This window comes from Erwinia sp. HR93 (genome assembly GCF_034555055.1).
GTDB lineage: Bacteria > Pseudomonadota > Gammaproteobacteria > Enterobacterales > Enterobacteriaceae > Apirhabdus > Apirhabdus apintestini.
In genome coordinates, this window is sequence record NZ_JAXUDP010000001.1 from 2,691,655 (window position 1) to 2,707,409 (window position 15,755).

At 51.8% G+C, this 15,755-nt stretch carries 12 protein-coding genes; all 12 read left to right on the forward strand.

Annotation, left to right across the window (positions count from 1 at the left end; translation table 11 throughout):
- The first annotated feature begins 70 nt into the window (after positions 1–70).
- The 12 genes from lolA (at position 71) to SFA31_RS12675 (ending at position 15,755) form a co-directional block, all read left to right on the forward strand.
- Positions 71–685 (forward strand): outer membrane lipoprotein chaperone LolA, encoded by a 615-nt coding sequence (lolA, locus tag SFA31_RS12620; RefSeq protein ID WP_416208329.1) that lies wholly within the window; start codon positions 71–73, stop codon positions 683–685.
- A gap of 8 nt (positions 686–693) precedes the next feature.
- Positions 694–2,037, forward strand: a complete 1,344-nt coding sequence (locus SFA31_RS12625) for a replication-associated recombination protein A (RefSeq protein ID WP_322838292.1) — start codon at positions 694–696, stop codon at positions 2,035–2,037.
- A gap of 166 nt (positions 2,038–2,203) precedes the next feature.
- Positions 2,204–3,496, forward strand: a complete 1,293-nt coding sequence (serS, locus tag SFA31_RS12630; protein ID WP_322838293.1) for a serine--tRNA ligase — start codon at positions 2,204–2,206, stop codon at positions 3,494–3,496.
- Between the two features lie 1,165 nt (positions 3,497–4,661).
- Positions 4,662–6,794 carry a TonB-dependent receptor gene (locus tag SFA31_RS12635; protein ID WP_322838294.1) on the forward strand — a complete coding sequence of 711 codons (2,133 nt, stop codon included), beginning with the start codon at positions 4,662–4,664 and terminating at the stop codon, positions 6,792–6,794.
- Positions 6,782–7,645 (forward strand): heme/hemin ABC transporter substrate-binding protein, encoded by an 864-nt coding sequence (locus SFA31_RS12640; protein ID WP_322838295.1) that lies wholly within the window; start codon positions 6,782–6,784, stop codon positions 7,643–7,645. The genes SFA31_RS12635 and SFA31_RS12640 overlap by 13 nt, the downstream gene beginning before the upstream one ends.
- The gene (gene hutW, locus SFA31_RS12645; protein WP_322838296.1) at positions 7,642–8,979 is read left to right on the forward strand and encodes a heme anaerobic degradation radical SAM methyltransferase ChuW/HutW; all 1,338 of its coding nucleotides are present in this window, start codon (positions 7,642–7,644) and stop codon (positions 8,977–8,979) included. The genes SFA31_RS12640 and hutW overlap by 4 nt, the downstream gene beginning before the upstream one ends.
- Before the next feature lie 11 nt (positions 8,980–8,990).
- Positions 8,991–9,488, forward strand: coding sequence for a heme utilization cystosolic carrier protein HutX (gene hutX, locus SFA31_RS12650; protein ID WP_322838297.1), 498 nt, complete (start codon positions 8,991–8,993; stop codon positions 9,486–9,488).
- The gene (locus SFA31_RS12655) at positions 9,485–10,108 is read left to right on the forward strand and encodes an SDR family oxidoreductase (RefSeq protein WP_322838298.1); all 624 of its coding nucleotides are present in this window, start codon (positions 9,485–9,487) and stop codon (positions 10,106–10,108) included. The genes hutX and SFA31_RS12655 overlap by 4 nt, the downstream gene beginning before the upstream one ends.
- Positions 10,109–10,159: 51 nt before the next feature.
- Positions 10,160–11,152 (forward strand): iron ABC transporter permease, encoded by a 993-nt coding sequence (locus SFA31_RS12660; RefSeq protein ID WP_322838299.1) that lies wholly within the window; start codon positions 10,160–10,162, stop codon positions 11,150–11,152.
- Positions 11,149–11,919, forward strand: a complete 771-nt coding sequence (locus SFA31_RS12665) for a heme ABC transporter ATP-binding protein (RefSeq protein ID WP_322838300.1) — start codon at positions 11,149–11,151, stop codon at positions 11,917–11,919. The genes SFA31_RS12660 and SFA31_RS12665 overlap by 4 nt, the downstream gene beginning before the upstream one ends.
- A 769-nt stretch (positions 11,920–12,688) precedes the next feature.
- Positions 12,689–15,127, forward strand: a complete 2,439-nt coding sequence (gene dmsA, locus SFA31_RS12670) for a dimethylsulfoxide reductase subunit A (protein WP_322838301.1) — start codon at positions 12,689–12,691, stop codon at positions 15,125–15,127.
- A gap of 10 nt (positions 15,128–15,137) precedes the next feature.
- Positions 15,138–15,755 (forward strand): DMSO/selenate family reductase complex B subunit, encoded by a 618-nt coding sequence (locus SFA31_RS12675; RefSeq protein WP_322838302.1) that lies wholly within the window; start codon positions 15,138–15,140, stop codon positions 15,753–15,755.

The window sequence follows — 15,755 nt, forward strand, 5'->3', positions numbered from 1 at the left end:
GTTCGATTTCGCGACATCAGGTCACAGTTACCGATACAGGTCCGAATCAGGGCTGCTACATTGAGGGAACATGATGAAAAAGGTCATTTTTGCCACCGCGCTAGTTTCTACTGTTATAGCTGCCCCGGTTTGGGCCGATGGTGCCAGTGCGCTGAAAAGTCGTCTGGATAAGGTTGCCAGCTTCCATGCCAGCTTCACGCAAAAAGTTACCGATGCCGGTGGTGCAGCAGTGCAGGAGGGGCAAGGGGAACTGTGGGTTAAGCGCCCGGATCTGTTTAACTGGCATATGACACAGCCGGACGAAAGTGTGCTGGTATCCGATGGTAAAACGCTCTGGTTTTACAATCCTTTTGTTGAACAGGTAAGCGCGAGCTGGCTTAAAGAGGCGACCAGTAATACACCGTTTATGCTCATCGCCCGCAATCAAACTAAAGACTGGCAGCAATATGATATCCGCCAGCAGGGCGATAGTTTTGAGCTGACGCCTAAAAAAGAGGGCGGCAATCTCAAACAATTTACTATTGATGTGACTGCCAGCGGCACTATCAGGCAGTTTAGCGCTATCGAACAAGACGGGCAGCGCAGCAACTATCAGCTTACCGCTCAACAGAACGGTGCGGTTGATATGAGTAAGTTTACTTTTACGCCGCCGAAAGGCGTGACGGTGGACGATCAACGCAAATAGAGGTTTGAGTGAGCAACCTGTCGCTCGATTTTTCTGATAATCAATTCCAGCCGCTGGCTGCGCGTATGCGGCCTGCGGATCTCGCCCAATATATTGGGCAGCAGCACCTGCTGGCGCCTGGTAAACCGCTGCCCAAAGCGATTGAGGCCGGGCATTTGCACTCGATGATCCTGTGGGGACCGCCGGGTACTGGCAAAACGACTTTAGCAGAAGTTATCGCGCGTTATGCGGACGCTGAGGTGGAACGCATTTCTGCGGTGACGTCAGGCGTAAAAGAGATTCGTGAAGCCATAGACCGAGCCCGCCAGCGGCGGGATGGCGGGCGTCGCACCGTACTGTTTGTCGATGAAGTGCATCGCTTTAATAAAAGCCAGCAGGACGCTTTCCTGCCCCATATCGAAGATGGCACCATCACCTTTATCGGTGCCACGACAGAAAATCCCTCGTTTGAATTAAATTCGGCTCTGCTTTCCAGAGCGCGTGTTTACCTGCTGAAATCGTTAACCGTTGAAGATATAGAGCAAGTGCTGGCGCAGGCCATGCTGGACCCTGCGCGCGGCTATGGTAATCAGAATATTGTATTGCCGGATGAGACGCGGCTTGCAATCGCTGAGCTGGTGAACGGCGATGCGCGCCGTGCGCTGAATACGCTCGAAATGATGGCGGATATGGCGGAAACAAATGACGCCGGAATGCGCGTATTGACGCCGGCGCTGTTGACGGAAATTGCCGGCGAGCGCAGCGCGCGTTTCGATAATAAAGGCGATCGTTTCTACGATCTTATTTCCGCACTACACAAATCCGTGCGGGGATCTTCACCCGATGCGGCACTTTACTGGTATGCGCGTATCATTACAGCTGGTGGCGATCCGCTGTATGTCGCGCGTCGTTGCCTGGCGATTGCCTCTGAAGATATAGGGAATGCGGATCCTCGCGCCATGCAGGTCGCTATTGCCGCATGGGACTGCTTTACCCGAGTCGGGCCGGCAGAAGGTGAAAGAGCTATCGCCCAGGCTTTGGTATATCTGGCCTGTGCGCCGAAAAGCAATGCTGTCTATGTTGCATTTAAGGCGGCGCTGAATGATGCCCGAACCAAACCGGACTATGATGTGCCCGCACATTTGCGCAATGCGCCGACGAAATTAATGAAAGAAATGGGCTACGGCGATGAATACCGCTACGCGCACGATGAGCCCAATGCGTATGCGGCCGGTGAAGTCTATTTCCCGCCTGAGATGGGGCCAATTCGCTACTATCATCCTTCATCGCGCGGGCTTGAGAGTAAGATTGGTGAAAAGCTCGCCTGGCTTAGCGAACAGGATCAAAATAGCCCCACAAAACGCTACCGATAACCCAGGCGTTGCGGTAAGGTTAGCAGTCTTATCTCTGTAAACCCGCGTTTATGCACGTGTCGGTAAGTATTGGCAGCATAACCAGGGCTCGGGGTTAATGTAAATTTCACGCGGTTGCGCTCAGGCGGCCGCTTTTCTGTTTCAATTCGATAAGCACAGGACAAGCATGCTCGATCCCAATCTGCTGCGTAATGAGCCAGACGCAGTCGCTGAAAAACTGGCACGCCGTGGCTTTACGCTGGATGTAGAAAAATTACGTGCGCTTGAAGAGCGCCGCAAAGTGCTCCAGGTAAAAACAGAAAATCTGCAGGCCGAGCGCAATGCGCGATCGAAATCCATCGGCCAGGCGAAAGCGCGCGGAGAAGATATTGAGCCGCTGCGCCAGCAGGTGAATCAGTTGGGTGAAGAGCTGGATGCGGCGAAAACCGAGCTTGATGCGCTATTGGCCGAAATTCGGGACTATGCATTGACCATTCCGAATATACCGGACGATAGCGTACCGGTTGGCAAAGATGAAAGTGACAACGTTGAGGTTAGCCGTTGGGGCACCCCACGGGCATTTGATTTCGATATCCGCGATCACGTTACGCTGGGTGAAATGCACGGCGGCCTGGATTTTGCCGCTGCGGTTAAATTAACAGGTTCCCGCTTTGTGGTGATGAAAGGGCAAATTGCCCGCCTGCATCGCGCGTTATCGCAGTTTATGCTTGACCTGCATACCGAACAGCACGGCTATAGCGAGGCGTATGTTCCCTATCTTGTTAATCACGAAACGCTTTATGGCACCGGCCAGTTGCCTAAGTTCGCGGGGGATTTATTCCATACGCGTCCGCTGGAAGAAGAAGCCGATAGCAGTAACTATGCTCTGATCCCTACGGCGGAAGTTCCGTTAACTAACCTGGTGCGTGACGAAATACTGGATGAAGAGGCGCTGCCGCTACGCATGACCGCGCATACGCCCTGTTTCCGTTCCGAGGCAGGCAGCTATGGTCGCGATACCCGCGGGCTTATCCGTATGCACCAGTTTGATAAAGTAGAAATGGTGCAGGTAACTAATCCGGACACCTCAATGGCGTCGCTTGAAGAACTGACGGGCCATGCGGAGAAGGTATTACAATTACTTGGCCTGCCATATCGTAAAATTGTGCTGTGCACCGGGGATATGGGCTTTTCAGCCTGTAAGACCTATGACCTTGAAGTATGGCTCCCCGCGCAGGATACCTATCGCGAAATTTCTTCCTGTTCTAACGTCGGCGATTTTCAGGCGCGCCGTATGCAGGCGCGCTGTCGCAGTAAAACAGAGAAAAAACCGCGGCTGGTTCATACATTGAATGGCTCAGGGCTTGCGGTAGGTCGTACTCTGGTAGCCGTTCTGGAAAACTATCAGCAGGCAGACGGCCGAATTGAAGTGCCAGAGGTTTTACGGCCTTACATGAACGGCCTCGAATATATCGGCTAACCGGCATAATGTTATAAAAAGCGCTCTATATAATGGGCGCTTTTTTTATTGCCTGTTAAAAATTACGTCCTATTTATTGGGTATGGTTACCATCGGCCCTTAGCCTGTTTCATTGTTTTATTTGTAATTGATTGGCAAAGGTTTTCTTCCCACTCTATAGAGAGAGCTTAAAGCCGCCTTCTCTTTACGTGAATGCCCTGAAGCGGAGTTCTTGTTGCTTGATTGCTATACGCAGAGAGGCCATTACGCTCATCCTGTGCTGGCAGAGAAATAATGCTGGCACTACAAAGAAAAGCATTTAGCCACGCCAGCACCGTACGCGCCAGCGGCTGGCATCGGATTTTCATTTTTCTGGCTATAGAGATAATACGCAGGTTAACCTTCAGCCGCTCCCTGAAATGCCGCCGAGGTGTAACCGGGCCGCTTGGCGTGAAGTTTTATACTCAACCTTGAAGGGAACTTTTTGTTCGGCTTCACCACAAATGGCTCTGTCAGAGGCAAGGTATCGCATTTTATCGCCACAGTTGCCGCCAGCGTAGAGGTTTAATCCATGTCGGAAAGCGCGTTGACCACCGGCTGATTGCCTCGCCATCGATGATGGCGTTTTGTACGGGCATCGTTTTCCAGGCGATAGAATCGTTACGAGAGACAGCTGTAACGCCCGCGCTGTTTTGCCACGATAAAAATCCAGAAATCCGCTCAGGCGGCGGCGCCGCAGGCAGCCGGATGAGAGACCCCCGAACGCCGTAATCCAATACAAGTTGCCCGAAGCGGTTGACTCATGCGCTGAATGTTCTGCATCAGTAAATTTCTTGCTTCCCCTGGCCGTGACCGGTTCTTTATAAAAAATCGGTTAATTACCTGGTGTCATCACTGAAATTCACTGGCCGACTTTTTTAAGAGATTATTGGCTTCTTAACAAGCCCTTCCTGCATTCATGCTTAATCGTAAATATTTAGCTGTGACTTAAATATGCTTAGTAGACAGATAGTTACTATTACATAAGCAATTGGCAGGCATTGCATGGCACTCACGCTGGTCGGCAGGTTGACAGAGATCAAAAAATGCATTGCTCCCACATCTTTCATATTGAACTTATGGAGACAACTCTTGTATAAATGCGAATGATAATAATGATCATTTACACACTCATAAGGTTTTACATATGTTGATACGGACTAACAACAGACCATTTTTTCTTTCAGCCCTGACATTATGTGTATCGGGCGCTGTTTCTGCAGCCAATACCACAGCGCAATCTAAACCCTCTAATGATGACACGTTAATCATTACCGCCAACCGGACAGAGAGCAGTCTTTGGGAAAGCCCGGCAACAATTCACGTGATTGACCGTCAGACTCTGCAAAACTCAACCAGCGTTTCCATTGCCGACGATTTGCAGGATATTCCTGGCGTTGAGGTTGCCGACAACTCGCTGGCGGGCCGTAAACAAATTCGTATTCGAGGTGAAGCCTCTTCACGCGTGCTGATTTTGATAGACGGCCAGGTTGTCAGCTATCAGCGTGCGGGTCAGAACTATGGCGCTGGTTTGCTGATAGATGAGTCTTCACTGGAACGTATTGAGGTTGTAAAGGGCCCATACTCGGTTCTCTACGGCTCGCAGGCCATTGGCGGTGTGGTGAACTTCATTACCAAAAAAGGCGGAAATAAACCGCTTGGGGGCAGTATCAAGGCTGTCTATAACTCAGCTACTGCCGGGTGGGAGGAATCAGCCGCCGCCTGGGGCAGCATCGGCAACTTTGACTATCGAATCAACGGCAGCTACTCCGACCAGGGTAATCGTGACACCCCGGATGGCCGGTTGCCTGATACCAGCTTCCGCAATAACGGGCAGGGGGTTTGGCTGGGTTATAACTTCGGTCCCCATAAGCTGGGTCTGTCGCTCGATCGTTACAGGATTTCCACGCAAACCTGGCTCAGTGATGCAGACAACCAGTATGACGAATTCAGCGTCCGTATTCCGAAACTTGAGCGCGAAAAAGTCGGTATTTTCTATGATTATGATGTAGGGGGGGATTACCTGAAAAAAATCCACCTTGATGCTTATAGCCAGACCATTGAACGTAAATTTGAAAACCGGGTTAAAACCACCCAGGTTATTCCCAGCCCGCTGATCCGGGCGCTGACGGTCAGCAATCAGACTCATACCAATGATAAACAGTATACCCAGGGAGTGACGCTACAGAACAATTTCGCGCTTCCGGCGAATAACGAGCTGGTTATCGGAGCTCAGTATCAGCACGATAAAGTAAAACAGGATACCAAAAGTAGTACGCGCCAGACTGCGGCCACTGGCTTCTTTGATACCCAAACCAATACCCTGTCGCATATTGAGGCCGAACAGAGTAATGCCTCCCTATTTGCACAAAACGACTGGCACTTCGCTGATAACTGGACGTGGGCCGCTGGTGCACGTCAGTACTGGCTCTCTTCCAAACTGAACCGCAGCGATAGCCTGAGTGGTACAGCCTGGCAGTCATCCGGAAGGAATGCGGCGCATGATGATGAATTAGTCACCTCTACCAGCCTGCGTTACTCCGGCTTCAAAGATATTGAACTGCGTGCCGCCTATGCCCAGGGATATGTCTTTCCGACGTTGACCCAGCTATTTATGCAGACTTCTGCGGGTGGTAGCGTTACCTATGGCAATCCAAACCTGAAGGCAGAACACTCCAACAACTATGAGCTAGGTGCCCGTTACAATGGCAATATGTGGTTGATTGATGGCGCGATTTACTACTCCGAGGCCAAAGATTATATCGCCAGCCTGACCTGTGCCGGGCAAACCGCTTGCCAGGGTAACCGCACCTCTTCCCGGGGCGGATATTATTACTATAACAACATTGACCGGGCTAAAAACTGGGGAATGGAACTCACCGCAGAGTACAACGGCTGGGCTATCTCTCCTTACCTTAGCGGCAACCTTATCCGCCGCCAGTACGAAGGGGGTGATATCAAAACCTGGAATACTGGAGAACCTATCCTGACAGGAAGAGCCGGTCTGAAACATACGCAGCTGCTTAATAGCATCAACATTACCTCAGATTTCTTTATCCGCGCTGCCTCCAGCGCTAAAGACAAAACCGGTAGTAAAGAAATTAACTATCCGGGCTGGGCGACTCTCAACCTCGCATTCAATACTGAATTTGGCCCGCAGGATCGGTATCAGGTCAATCTTGCGCTGAATAACCTGACCGACAAACGTTACCAGACCGCCCATGAATCTATTCCTGCAGCAGGCTTCAACGCCGCAGTAGGTTTTGCATGGAATTTCTGAAAATGAAGAAACTCATCGCGGGCTTAATCATTCTCACCTGTGCCTTCAGTACTCAGGCTACCGAAAGGCTGGTTGTCGCAGGTGGTTCACTGACCGAACTTATTTTTGCTATGGGGGCGGGCAACCGCGTGGTTGGGGTGGATGAAACCACCTCTTATCCTCCAGAAACGGCCGCGCTCGCGCACATTGGCTACTGGAAGCAGCTGAACAGCGAAGGCATTTTATCCCTGCACCCGAGCGGTTTTATCACCTGGCAGGACGCCGGGCCGCAGCTCGTTCTGGATCAGCTACGTAGACAAAAAGTTAACGTTGTGACCTTGACACGCGTTCCTGCGACGGTTGAGCAGATGTATGCCAACATTCGTCAACTGGCAAATACGCTGCAGATCCCTGAGCAAGGCGATGCGCTGGTGAGTCGTATACATCAGCGGCTTGAACGCGTTCAACGCAGCGTTAAATCGAAAAATACGCCGGTAAAAGCGCTATTTATTCTCTCTGCTGGCGGCAGTGCACCGCAGGTGGCCGGTAAAGGCAGCGTTGCTGATGCCATTTTGAGCTTCGCCGGTGCGGAAAATGTGGCAACTCATCAGCAATACCAAAGCTATAGCGCAGAATCGCTGATTGCAGCAAATCCGCAGTTTATTGTCGTGACCTCACAGATGGTGGATGGCGATCTGAATCGTCTACGCGCTATTGCCGGAATCACCCACACCGCCGCCTGGAAAAATCAACGCATTGTTATCGTAGATCAAGCACTGATTCTGGGCATGGGGCCTCGCGTTGTTGACGCGGTTGAGTACCTGCACCAGCAATTCTTTGCCCCAATAAATGGATTTGATGTAGACCTATGAATATAAAAAACGCGCTGGATCTTACTCCGCATTTCGCGCTGGAGGGAAATCAGCCATTTAAAGATCGCCGTGCCACGATGCCGTGGCGTGGTGCGATCCCTGTCGCCAACGAGCAACTGTCGCAAACCTGGCAAAGTGTCATCAGCCAGTGCGTCTCTTCTCGCAAAAGGCTGGTGTATTTGCATATTCCCTTTTGTGCGACGCATTGTACGTTCTGCGGTTTTTATCAAAACCCTTTCAAGGAGGACCACTGTACCCGCTACACCGACGCTCTAATTCGCGAAATCGAAATGGAAGCGGATAGCGTTTTACATCAGTCAGCCCCTGTTCACGCCGTTTACTTTGGCGGCGGTACACCCTCAGCGCTGTCGGCACTGGATCTGGCAAAGATAATCACAGTGCTAAAGAACAGGCTCCCTCTGGCACCGGACTGTGAGATAACGATTGAAGGCCGGGTTCTTAACTTTGACGATAATCGAATTGACGCCTGTCTGGATGCGGGTGCAAATCGTTTCTCCATTGGCATTCAATCCTTTAACAGCAAAATTCGTAAGAAGATGGCCCGAACGTCAGATGGCCCAACGGCCAGGGTTTTTATGCAAGGGCTGGTGAAAAGAGATCGCGCGGCGGTAGTGTGCGATCTCCTTTTTGGTTTGCCGGGGCAAGATACGAAACTATGGGGCGAAGATCTGGCGATCGCGCGTGATATTGGCCTCGACGGTGTTGACCTCTATGCCCTTAATCTGCTCCCCAATACCCCGCTGGGCAAAGCCGTAGAAAATGGACGCGCGGAGGTTCCTTCTCCGGCGGAGCGTCGCGATCTCTACCTTCAGGGCTGTGACTTTATGGACGCGGCGGGCTGGCGCTGTATCAGCAACAGCCACTGGGCGCGTACAACGCGCGAGCGCAACCTGTATAACCTCCTGATTAAACAGGGGGCAGACTGTCTGGCATTTGGTTCAGGAGCAGGCGGCTCGGTGAACGGCTATTCCTGGATGGTTGAACGTAACCTCACTGCCTGGCATGAGGCAATCGCGGTTGGGAAAAAGCCATTAATGATGATGATGCGCACCGCTGAGGCTGGCTTTCAGTGGCGGCATATCCTCCAGGCCGGTGTTGAAGCGGCGCGCATTCCGCTGGATGAACTGACGCCTCATGCCGAAAAATTAGCCCCTTTACTGTCCCAATGGCATCAGGCGGGATTGACCAGGGATTCCTCAACGTGCCTGCGTTTGACCAATGAAGGCCGCTTCTGGGCAAGCAATATTTTGCAGTCTCTTGATGAACTGATTCAGGAACTTAACGCACCGTGTATTGCGGTTGAGAAACCATAACAGGAGTAATTATGAGTCATGTCTCTTTACAGGCTTTTTTGAAGACTGAGCCGGAAGGTACGCTGGAAGCCATCGCCGAGCGCTACACCACTACGCTGCTGGATGTAGTACAAAACTTGCCCGCTCCAACGGTTGTTTCGGGCGATAAGTTTGACCGCGTATGGGAGAGCGTCAGCGAGTGGGGCAAGGTAACCACGCTGGTTCATACCGCGGATGTTATCCTCGAATTTACCGGCGAGCTACCTTCCGGATTTCACCGCCACGGCTACTTCAATCTGCGGGGTAAAAAAGGGATGACGGGGCACATCAAGGCCGAGAACTGCACACATATCGCCTTGATTGAACGTAAATTTATGGGGATGGACACCGCATCTATTCTGTTCTTTAACAAAGCCGGTAGCGCCATGTTTAAAATTTTCCTGGGCCGGGATGAACACCGTCAGTTACTGAGTGAACAGGTTCAGCTTTTCCACGCGCTGGTCGCATCGCTTAAGGAAGATGCCCGATGACGCCGTGGCTACTCTTCGGTGCGGGCGGAAGCGGCGTTGGCGCAGAAACACTTAAGCTGGCATTGGCGGAAAAACGCCCCGTGATTGCTATTGTTCGCAGCGCGCAAGCTGCCGCTGAACTGGAAAAAAAGGGCGTACGGGTTTTCAAAGGCGACGCATGTAATAGCAGCGTTGTTGCCGGCGCCTGTTGTGCCGCTGGGCCTAATGCTATTGCCATCTCCTCTATGGGCGGCGATCGGGACTATCTTGCACACCGTACCGTCATTGATGAGGCTGAAAATGCGGGTCTCAGGCGGATGATTCTGGTGACATCGCTGGGCTGCGGCGATAGCTGGCGTTTTTTATCACCGCGTGCGAAAGCCGCTTTTGGTCAAGCCGTACGAGAAAAATCGCTGGCAGAAAATTGGCTACAAACCAGCCGGTTGGAATATGCCATTCTTCGTCCTGGCGGGCTGCTCAATGGTAATGCGACAGGAAAAGCACGGCGGATACAAGATAAGGAGTGTCATGGCTTTGTGCGACGTGCCGATGTTGCTGCACATATCCATGAACTGGCTCATATGCCGGCCCTGAATAATCAGATCTACAGTCTGGTTGAACCTGAACTTAATCCGGGGTAATCCCCTCGCGGCGCGGGGTACCCGCGCCGCAAAGTTGCAATGGAGTCTTGCGTGCTCAAGGATTCACTCTCTTCCGTCAGCATATTGACGGGCCTTTCACTCCTGCTAATTGCTCTGATGCTTCTCGGCGCCAGTCAGGGGGCGTTGAATATCACCTTCAGCGCTCTTTTTGATAAAGAGTATCGAGACATCTGGTTGAACATTCGTCTGCCGCGCGTGTTATTGGCAGTACTGGTAGGCGCTGCATTGGCAACGGCAGGCGCTATCATGCAGGGGCTTTTTCGCAATCCGATGGCTGACCCCGGGCTTCTTGGTGTTAGCAGCGGTTCTGCGTTAATGGTCGGGGTGGCAATCGTCCTCCCATTATCCCTGCCGGTTGTGCTGGTGCTGTATGAACAGATGATTTTTGCCGTTGCGGGCAGCATGGTTATTTGCACCATTATTTTCCTGATTGGCCAGCGCCATCGTCACGGCGGTATGATGCAATTGTTGTTGGTCGGAATCGCCATCAACGCGCTGTGTGGCGCCGCAATTGGTGTGCTGAGCTATATTGGCGATGATCAGCAGCTTCGGCAGCTTACCCTGTGGATGATGGGACATCTTGGCCAGGCGCAGTGGTCTACGCTGCTGGTCGCCAGTTCATTTATACTGCCGGGTATTGCGGTAACAATTTATCTCGCCGGAACGTTGAATCTGCTGCAACTTGGCGATGAAGAAGCGCATTACCTCGGTGTAAATGTAAAACGTAAACGCCAGCAGTTGCTGCTACTCAGTTCACTTCTTGTCGGCGCTGCGGTTTCGGTGAGCGGTGTTATCGGCTTTATCGGGCTGGTTATCCCCCATCTCATCAGAATGTCTACCGGGGCCGATCATCGCTGGCTTATCCCATATTCCGCGCTGGCCGGAGCCTGTTTGCTTCTGATTGCCGATACTCTGGCCCGCACGCTGGTTCAACCCGCCGAAATGCCCGTGGGTTTGTTGACCAGTCTGATTGGCGGCCCCTGGTTTCTGTGGCTGATTTTACGCAGTCGGAGGATATTATGATCCGCGCTGAAAATTTAGTTTATAGCCTCCGGGGAAGGCGCCTGACGGATGACGTTTCGCTGAGTTTTCCAGGCGGGGAAATTGTGGCCATTTTAGGGCCGAATGGCGCAGGAAAATCCACGCTGTTACGCCAGTTAACCGGGTATCTGAAACCACACAGCGGGCAATGCACATTATTGGGCAGGCCGCTAAATGCATGGTCAATCACTGAGCTGGCAAAAACCCGCGCGGTGATGCGTCAGAACAGCCATATGGCCTTCCCGTTTAGCGTACAGGAAGTAATTCGAATGGGCAGGCATCCTCATCGTACACCTCATCCCCATGATGAAATTGCGCAGATCGTGGCGTTGTGCGATTGCCGGGAACTGGCTTCTCGTGACTACCGACAGCTATCTGGCGGCGAACAGCAGCGGGTACAGTTAGCGCGTTTACTGGCCCAGCTGTGGGAAACCATCCCCTCACCTAAGTGGCTGTTTCTTGATGAGCCGACCTCTGCGCTGGATATTCACCACCAGCAGCATCTTTTTCGTTTATTACGCCAGTTGGTAAACGAGCGGCAGTTCAATGTTTGCTGCGTACTGCACGATCTCAACCTTGCCGCACGCTACGCCGATCGCATAGTGCTGATGGATAAAGGCAGAGTTATTGATAATGGTAGACCGCTGGAGGTATTGAAACAGTCGGCGTTAAACGTGCTCTACGGGGCCGATATCACAGTGTTAAATGATTCATCCAATAACTTACCGCTGATCGTGCTTGACCGGTAAACTTTGCGGAGCATTTCTGTGACGATTCCATCCGCCAGGAATATCCTGGCCGCTGACTAAATCATAAGGTTGAAACCATCATCAAAATAATTCGGCGCGGTAGACATGCCTGTTACCGCACTACCTCTATACGTGGGAGATAGCCATGGAATGCGACTAAGAGGATAAAGTTAAGCGTTTCTCTTCAAGCGCATGCGGCTCCTGGGTTAAGTAATCTGCCGGGGCTTTCTTTTAGAAAATTGATACCCTCCTTTTGGAGTACAGTAGTACTTATTTTGGCCGAGCCTGATGCGACAGTCGGGACAATCCATTGTCGCTCATATTGCAGGCTGCGCAGAAGCATATTAATCAGAGTTACAAGTCAAAAGCGGCCTTTGAGGCGGGTGCTGTTAAACGCCAGATTTTACAGCGAAGGCAGCCAGGCGGCATATTTTCCATCAAAAGGTTCAATTCCCGCTGGCGATAAAAATGGCATGTGAAATTCTGCGCAGAGGCGGTAATACATGATATTTACAAGATAAAAACGCGCCATTTCGCTTACCGAAGGGGAGAATACTCACCTAAACAAAATCACTGCCAGTGGCGGTTTTCTTACCCACATTTGACATCTGACAATATTCATTACTTCCAAATAAGTATTCTTCTGGCTACCAGGGAGTACATATCCGCTTTTTACAATAATTCGCCTCAGGTGAAACGTTTTACAGCTTCCTGCTTTCCGGTACAGACGCAAGTCTGCCGTTTATTAAATAAGCAATGAGTGATTTTTATGAAAGAATCCCCCGAAGCAATACTGGCTGCGGAGGTAAGTCGCAGAGCGCTGGTTAAAAATACAGCGCTGTGCGGGCTTGCTGCCGCTAGCGGGGCGCTAAGTTTACCTTTCTCACACCAGGTATTTGCCGCTGAAAAAGCCGCAGGCTCCTCTCCGGAAAAAGTTGTCTGGAGCGCGTGCACTGTAAACTGTGGAAGCCGTTGCCCGCTGCGGATGCACGTCGTTGACGGTGAAATTAAATATGTTGAAACCGATAATACCGGTGATGACGATTATGAAGGCCTGCATCAGGTGCGTGCCTGCCTGCGCGGGCGCTCAATGCGGCGGCGCGTATATAACCCAGATCGCCTGAAATACCCGATGAAGCGCGTTGGCAAACGCGGTGAAGGTAAGTTTGAGCGTATTTCCTGGGAAGAAGCCTTCGACACACTCGCTTCCAACCTGCAGCGCTTGATTAAAGAGTACGGCAACGAATCTATTTACCTTAATTATGGCACCGGAACGCTGGGGGGCACTATTACGCGTTCCTGGCCTCCGGGAAATACCCTGATTGCGCGACTGATGAACTGCTGTGGCGGTTACCTTAATCATTATGGCGATTATTCTACGGCGCAGATAGCCGAGGGGCTTAACTACACCTATGGCGGCTGGGCCGATGGCAATAGCCCTTCAGATATAGAAAATAGTGAGCTGGTGGTTTTGTTCGGAAACAACCCGGGCGAGACGCGAATGAGCGGTGGCGGCGTCACATATTATCTGGAGCAGGCGCGCGAACGCTCTCAGGCGCGAATGATTATTATCGATCCGCGCTATACCGATACCGGCGCTGGTCGTGAAGACGAATGGATCCCTATCCGCCCGGGCACCGATGCGGCACTGGTGTCGGCGCTGGCCTGGGTGATGATCAAAGAAGACCTCGTTGATCGGGCGTTTTTGGATGCTTACTGCATCGGCTATGATGAGAAAACATTGCCGGCTGGTGCCCCTGCGAATGGTCATTATAAAGCTTATATTCTGGGCCAGGGCGCTGATAGCACGGCTAAAACACCGGAGTGGGCCGCAGCAATCACGGGCATTCCAGCCGCGCGGATTATCAGGCTGGCGCGGGAGATTGCCGGTGCTAAAACCGCCTGTATCTCACAGGGCTGGGGGCCGCAGCGCCATGCAAATGGTGAACTGGCGTCCCGCGCGATAGCAATGCTGGCCATTCTTACCGGGAATGTAGGTATCGCCGGTGGTAATACCGGTGCGCGTGAAGGTTCTTACGAGCTACCTTTTGTGCGGATGCCTACGTTGGAAAACCCGGTTGCCACCAGCATCTCTATGTTTATGTGGACGGATGCTATTGAACGCGGCCCAGAAATGACTCGCATTCGGGACGGCGTACGCGGAAAAGAGAAGTTGGATGTCCCTATCAAGATGATTTGGAACTATGCCAGCAACTGTCTGATCAATCAGCATTCACAGATAAATCGCACGCATGATATTTTGCAGGATGACACGAAGTGTGAGCTGATTGTGGTCATTGATAACCATATGACCAGCTCGGCAAAATATGCCGATCTCCTTTTGCCGGACTGCACGGCTTCAGAACAGATGGACTTCGCTCTGGATGCTTCATGCGGCAACATGGCCTACGTCATTTTTGCCGATCAGGCGATTAAGCCGCGTTTTGAGTGCAAAAATATCTATGACATTACCAGTGAACTTGCAAAACGTATGGGCGTTGAGCAGCGCTTTACTGAAGGGCGCACTCAGGAAGGGTGGCTCCGGCATCTTTATGAGCAGTCGCGTGAAGCTATCCCTGCGCTGCCTTCTTTTGAAGAATTCCGTAAGCAAGGCATCTTTAAGCAACGCGATCCGGAAGGGCACCATATCGCCTATAAGGCATTCCGGGAAAACCCTGCGGCAAACCCACTAACAACCCCTTCTGGCAAAATTGAAATCTATTCTGCCCAGCTCGCTGAAATAGCGAAAACCTGGACGCTGGAAAAGGATGACGTTATCGATCCCCTACCGGTCTATAGCCCCGGTTTTGAACATATCACCGATCCTCTGGCGAAAAAATACCCGCTGCAGCTTACCGGTTTCCACTATAAAGCGCGCGCGCATTCAACTTACGGCAATGTGGATGTACTGAAGGCTGCCTGTCGTCAGGAGATGTGGATTAACCCTCTCGATGCACGCGAACGCGACATTAAAAATGGTGATGCAATTCGTATCTTCAATGACCGTGGCGAAGTGCACATTGCTGCAAAAGTCACGCCGCGTATTTTGCCGGGCGTTGTAGCGCTGGGAGAAGGCGCCTGGTATGACCCGGATAAGCAGCGGATAGATCGCGCAGGCTGTATTAATGTATTGACCACGCAGCGCCCTTCGCCGCTGGCAAAAGGTAACCCATCGCACACCAACCTTGTCCAGGTGGAAAAGGCGTAAGGAGTAACAAATGACAACCCAATATGGATTTTATATTGACTCCAGTCGCTGCACTGGTTGTAAAACGTGTGAACTGGCCTGTAAAGACTACAAAGATCTCACGCCGGATGTCAGTTTCCGCCGTATTTATGAATACGCCGGAGGGGACTGGCAGGAAGATAATGGCGTCTGGCATCAAAATGTCTTTGCCTATTACCTCTCTATTTCTTGTAATCACTGCGCCGATCCTGCCTGTACGAAAGTTTGCCCAAGCGGGGCGATGCACAAGCGCGAAGATGGCTTTGTGGTAGTGAACGAAGAAGTATGCATTGGTTGCCGGTATTGTCATATGGCTTGTCCATACGGCGCGCCTCAGTACAACGCTAAAAAAGGCCATATGACTAAATGTGATGGATGTCATGAGCGCGTTGCAGAAGGGCATAAGCCTATTTGTGTGGAATCCTGCCCGCTGCGCGCGCTGGATTTTGGCCCAATTGAGGATCTTCGGGCTCGTCATGGCGATCTGGCGCAGGTAGCTCCGCTCCCGGCCTCGCACTTTACGCGTCCCAATATTGTAATTAAACCTAACGCCAATAGCCGCCCGACCGGGGATACCACGGGCCGTCTGGCAAATCCGAAGGAGGTCTAA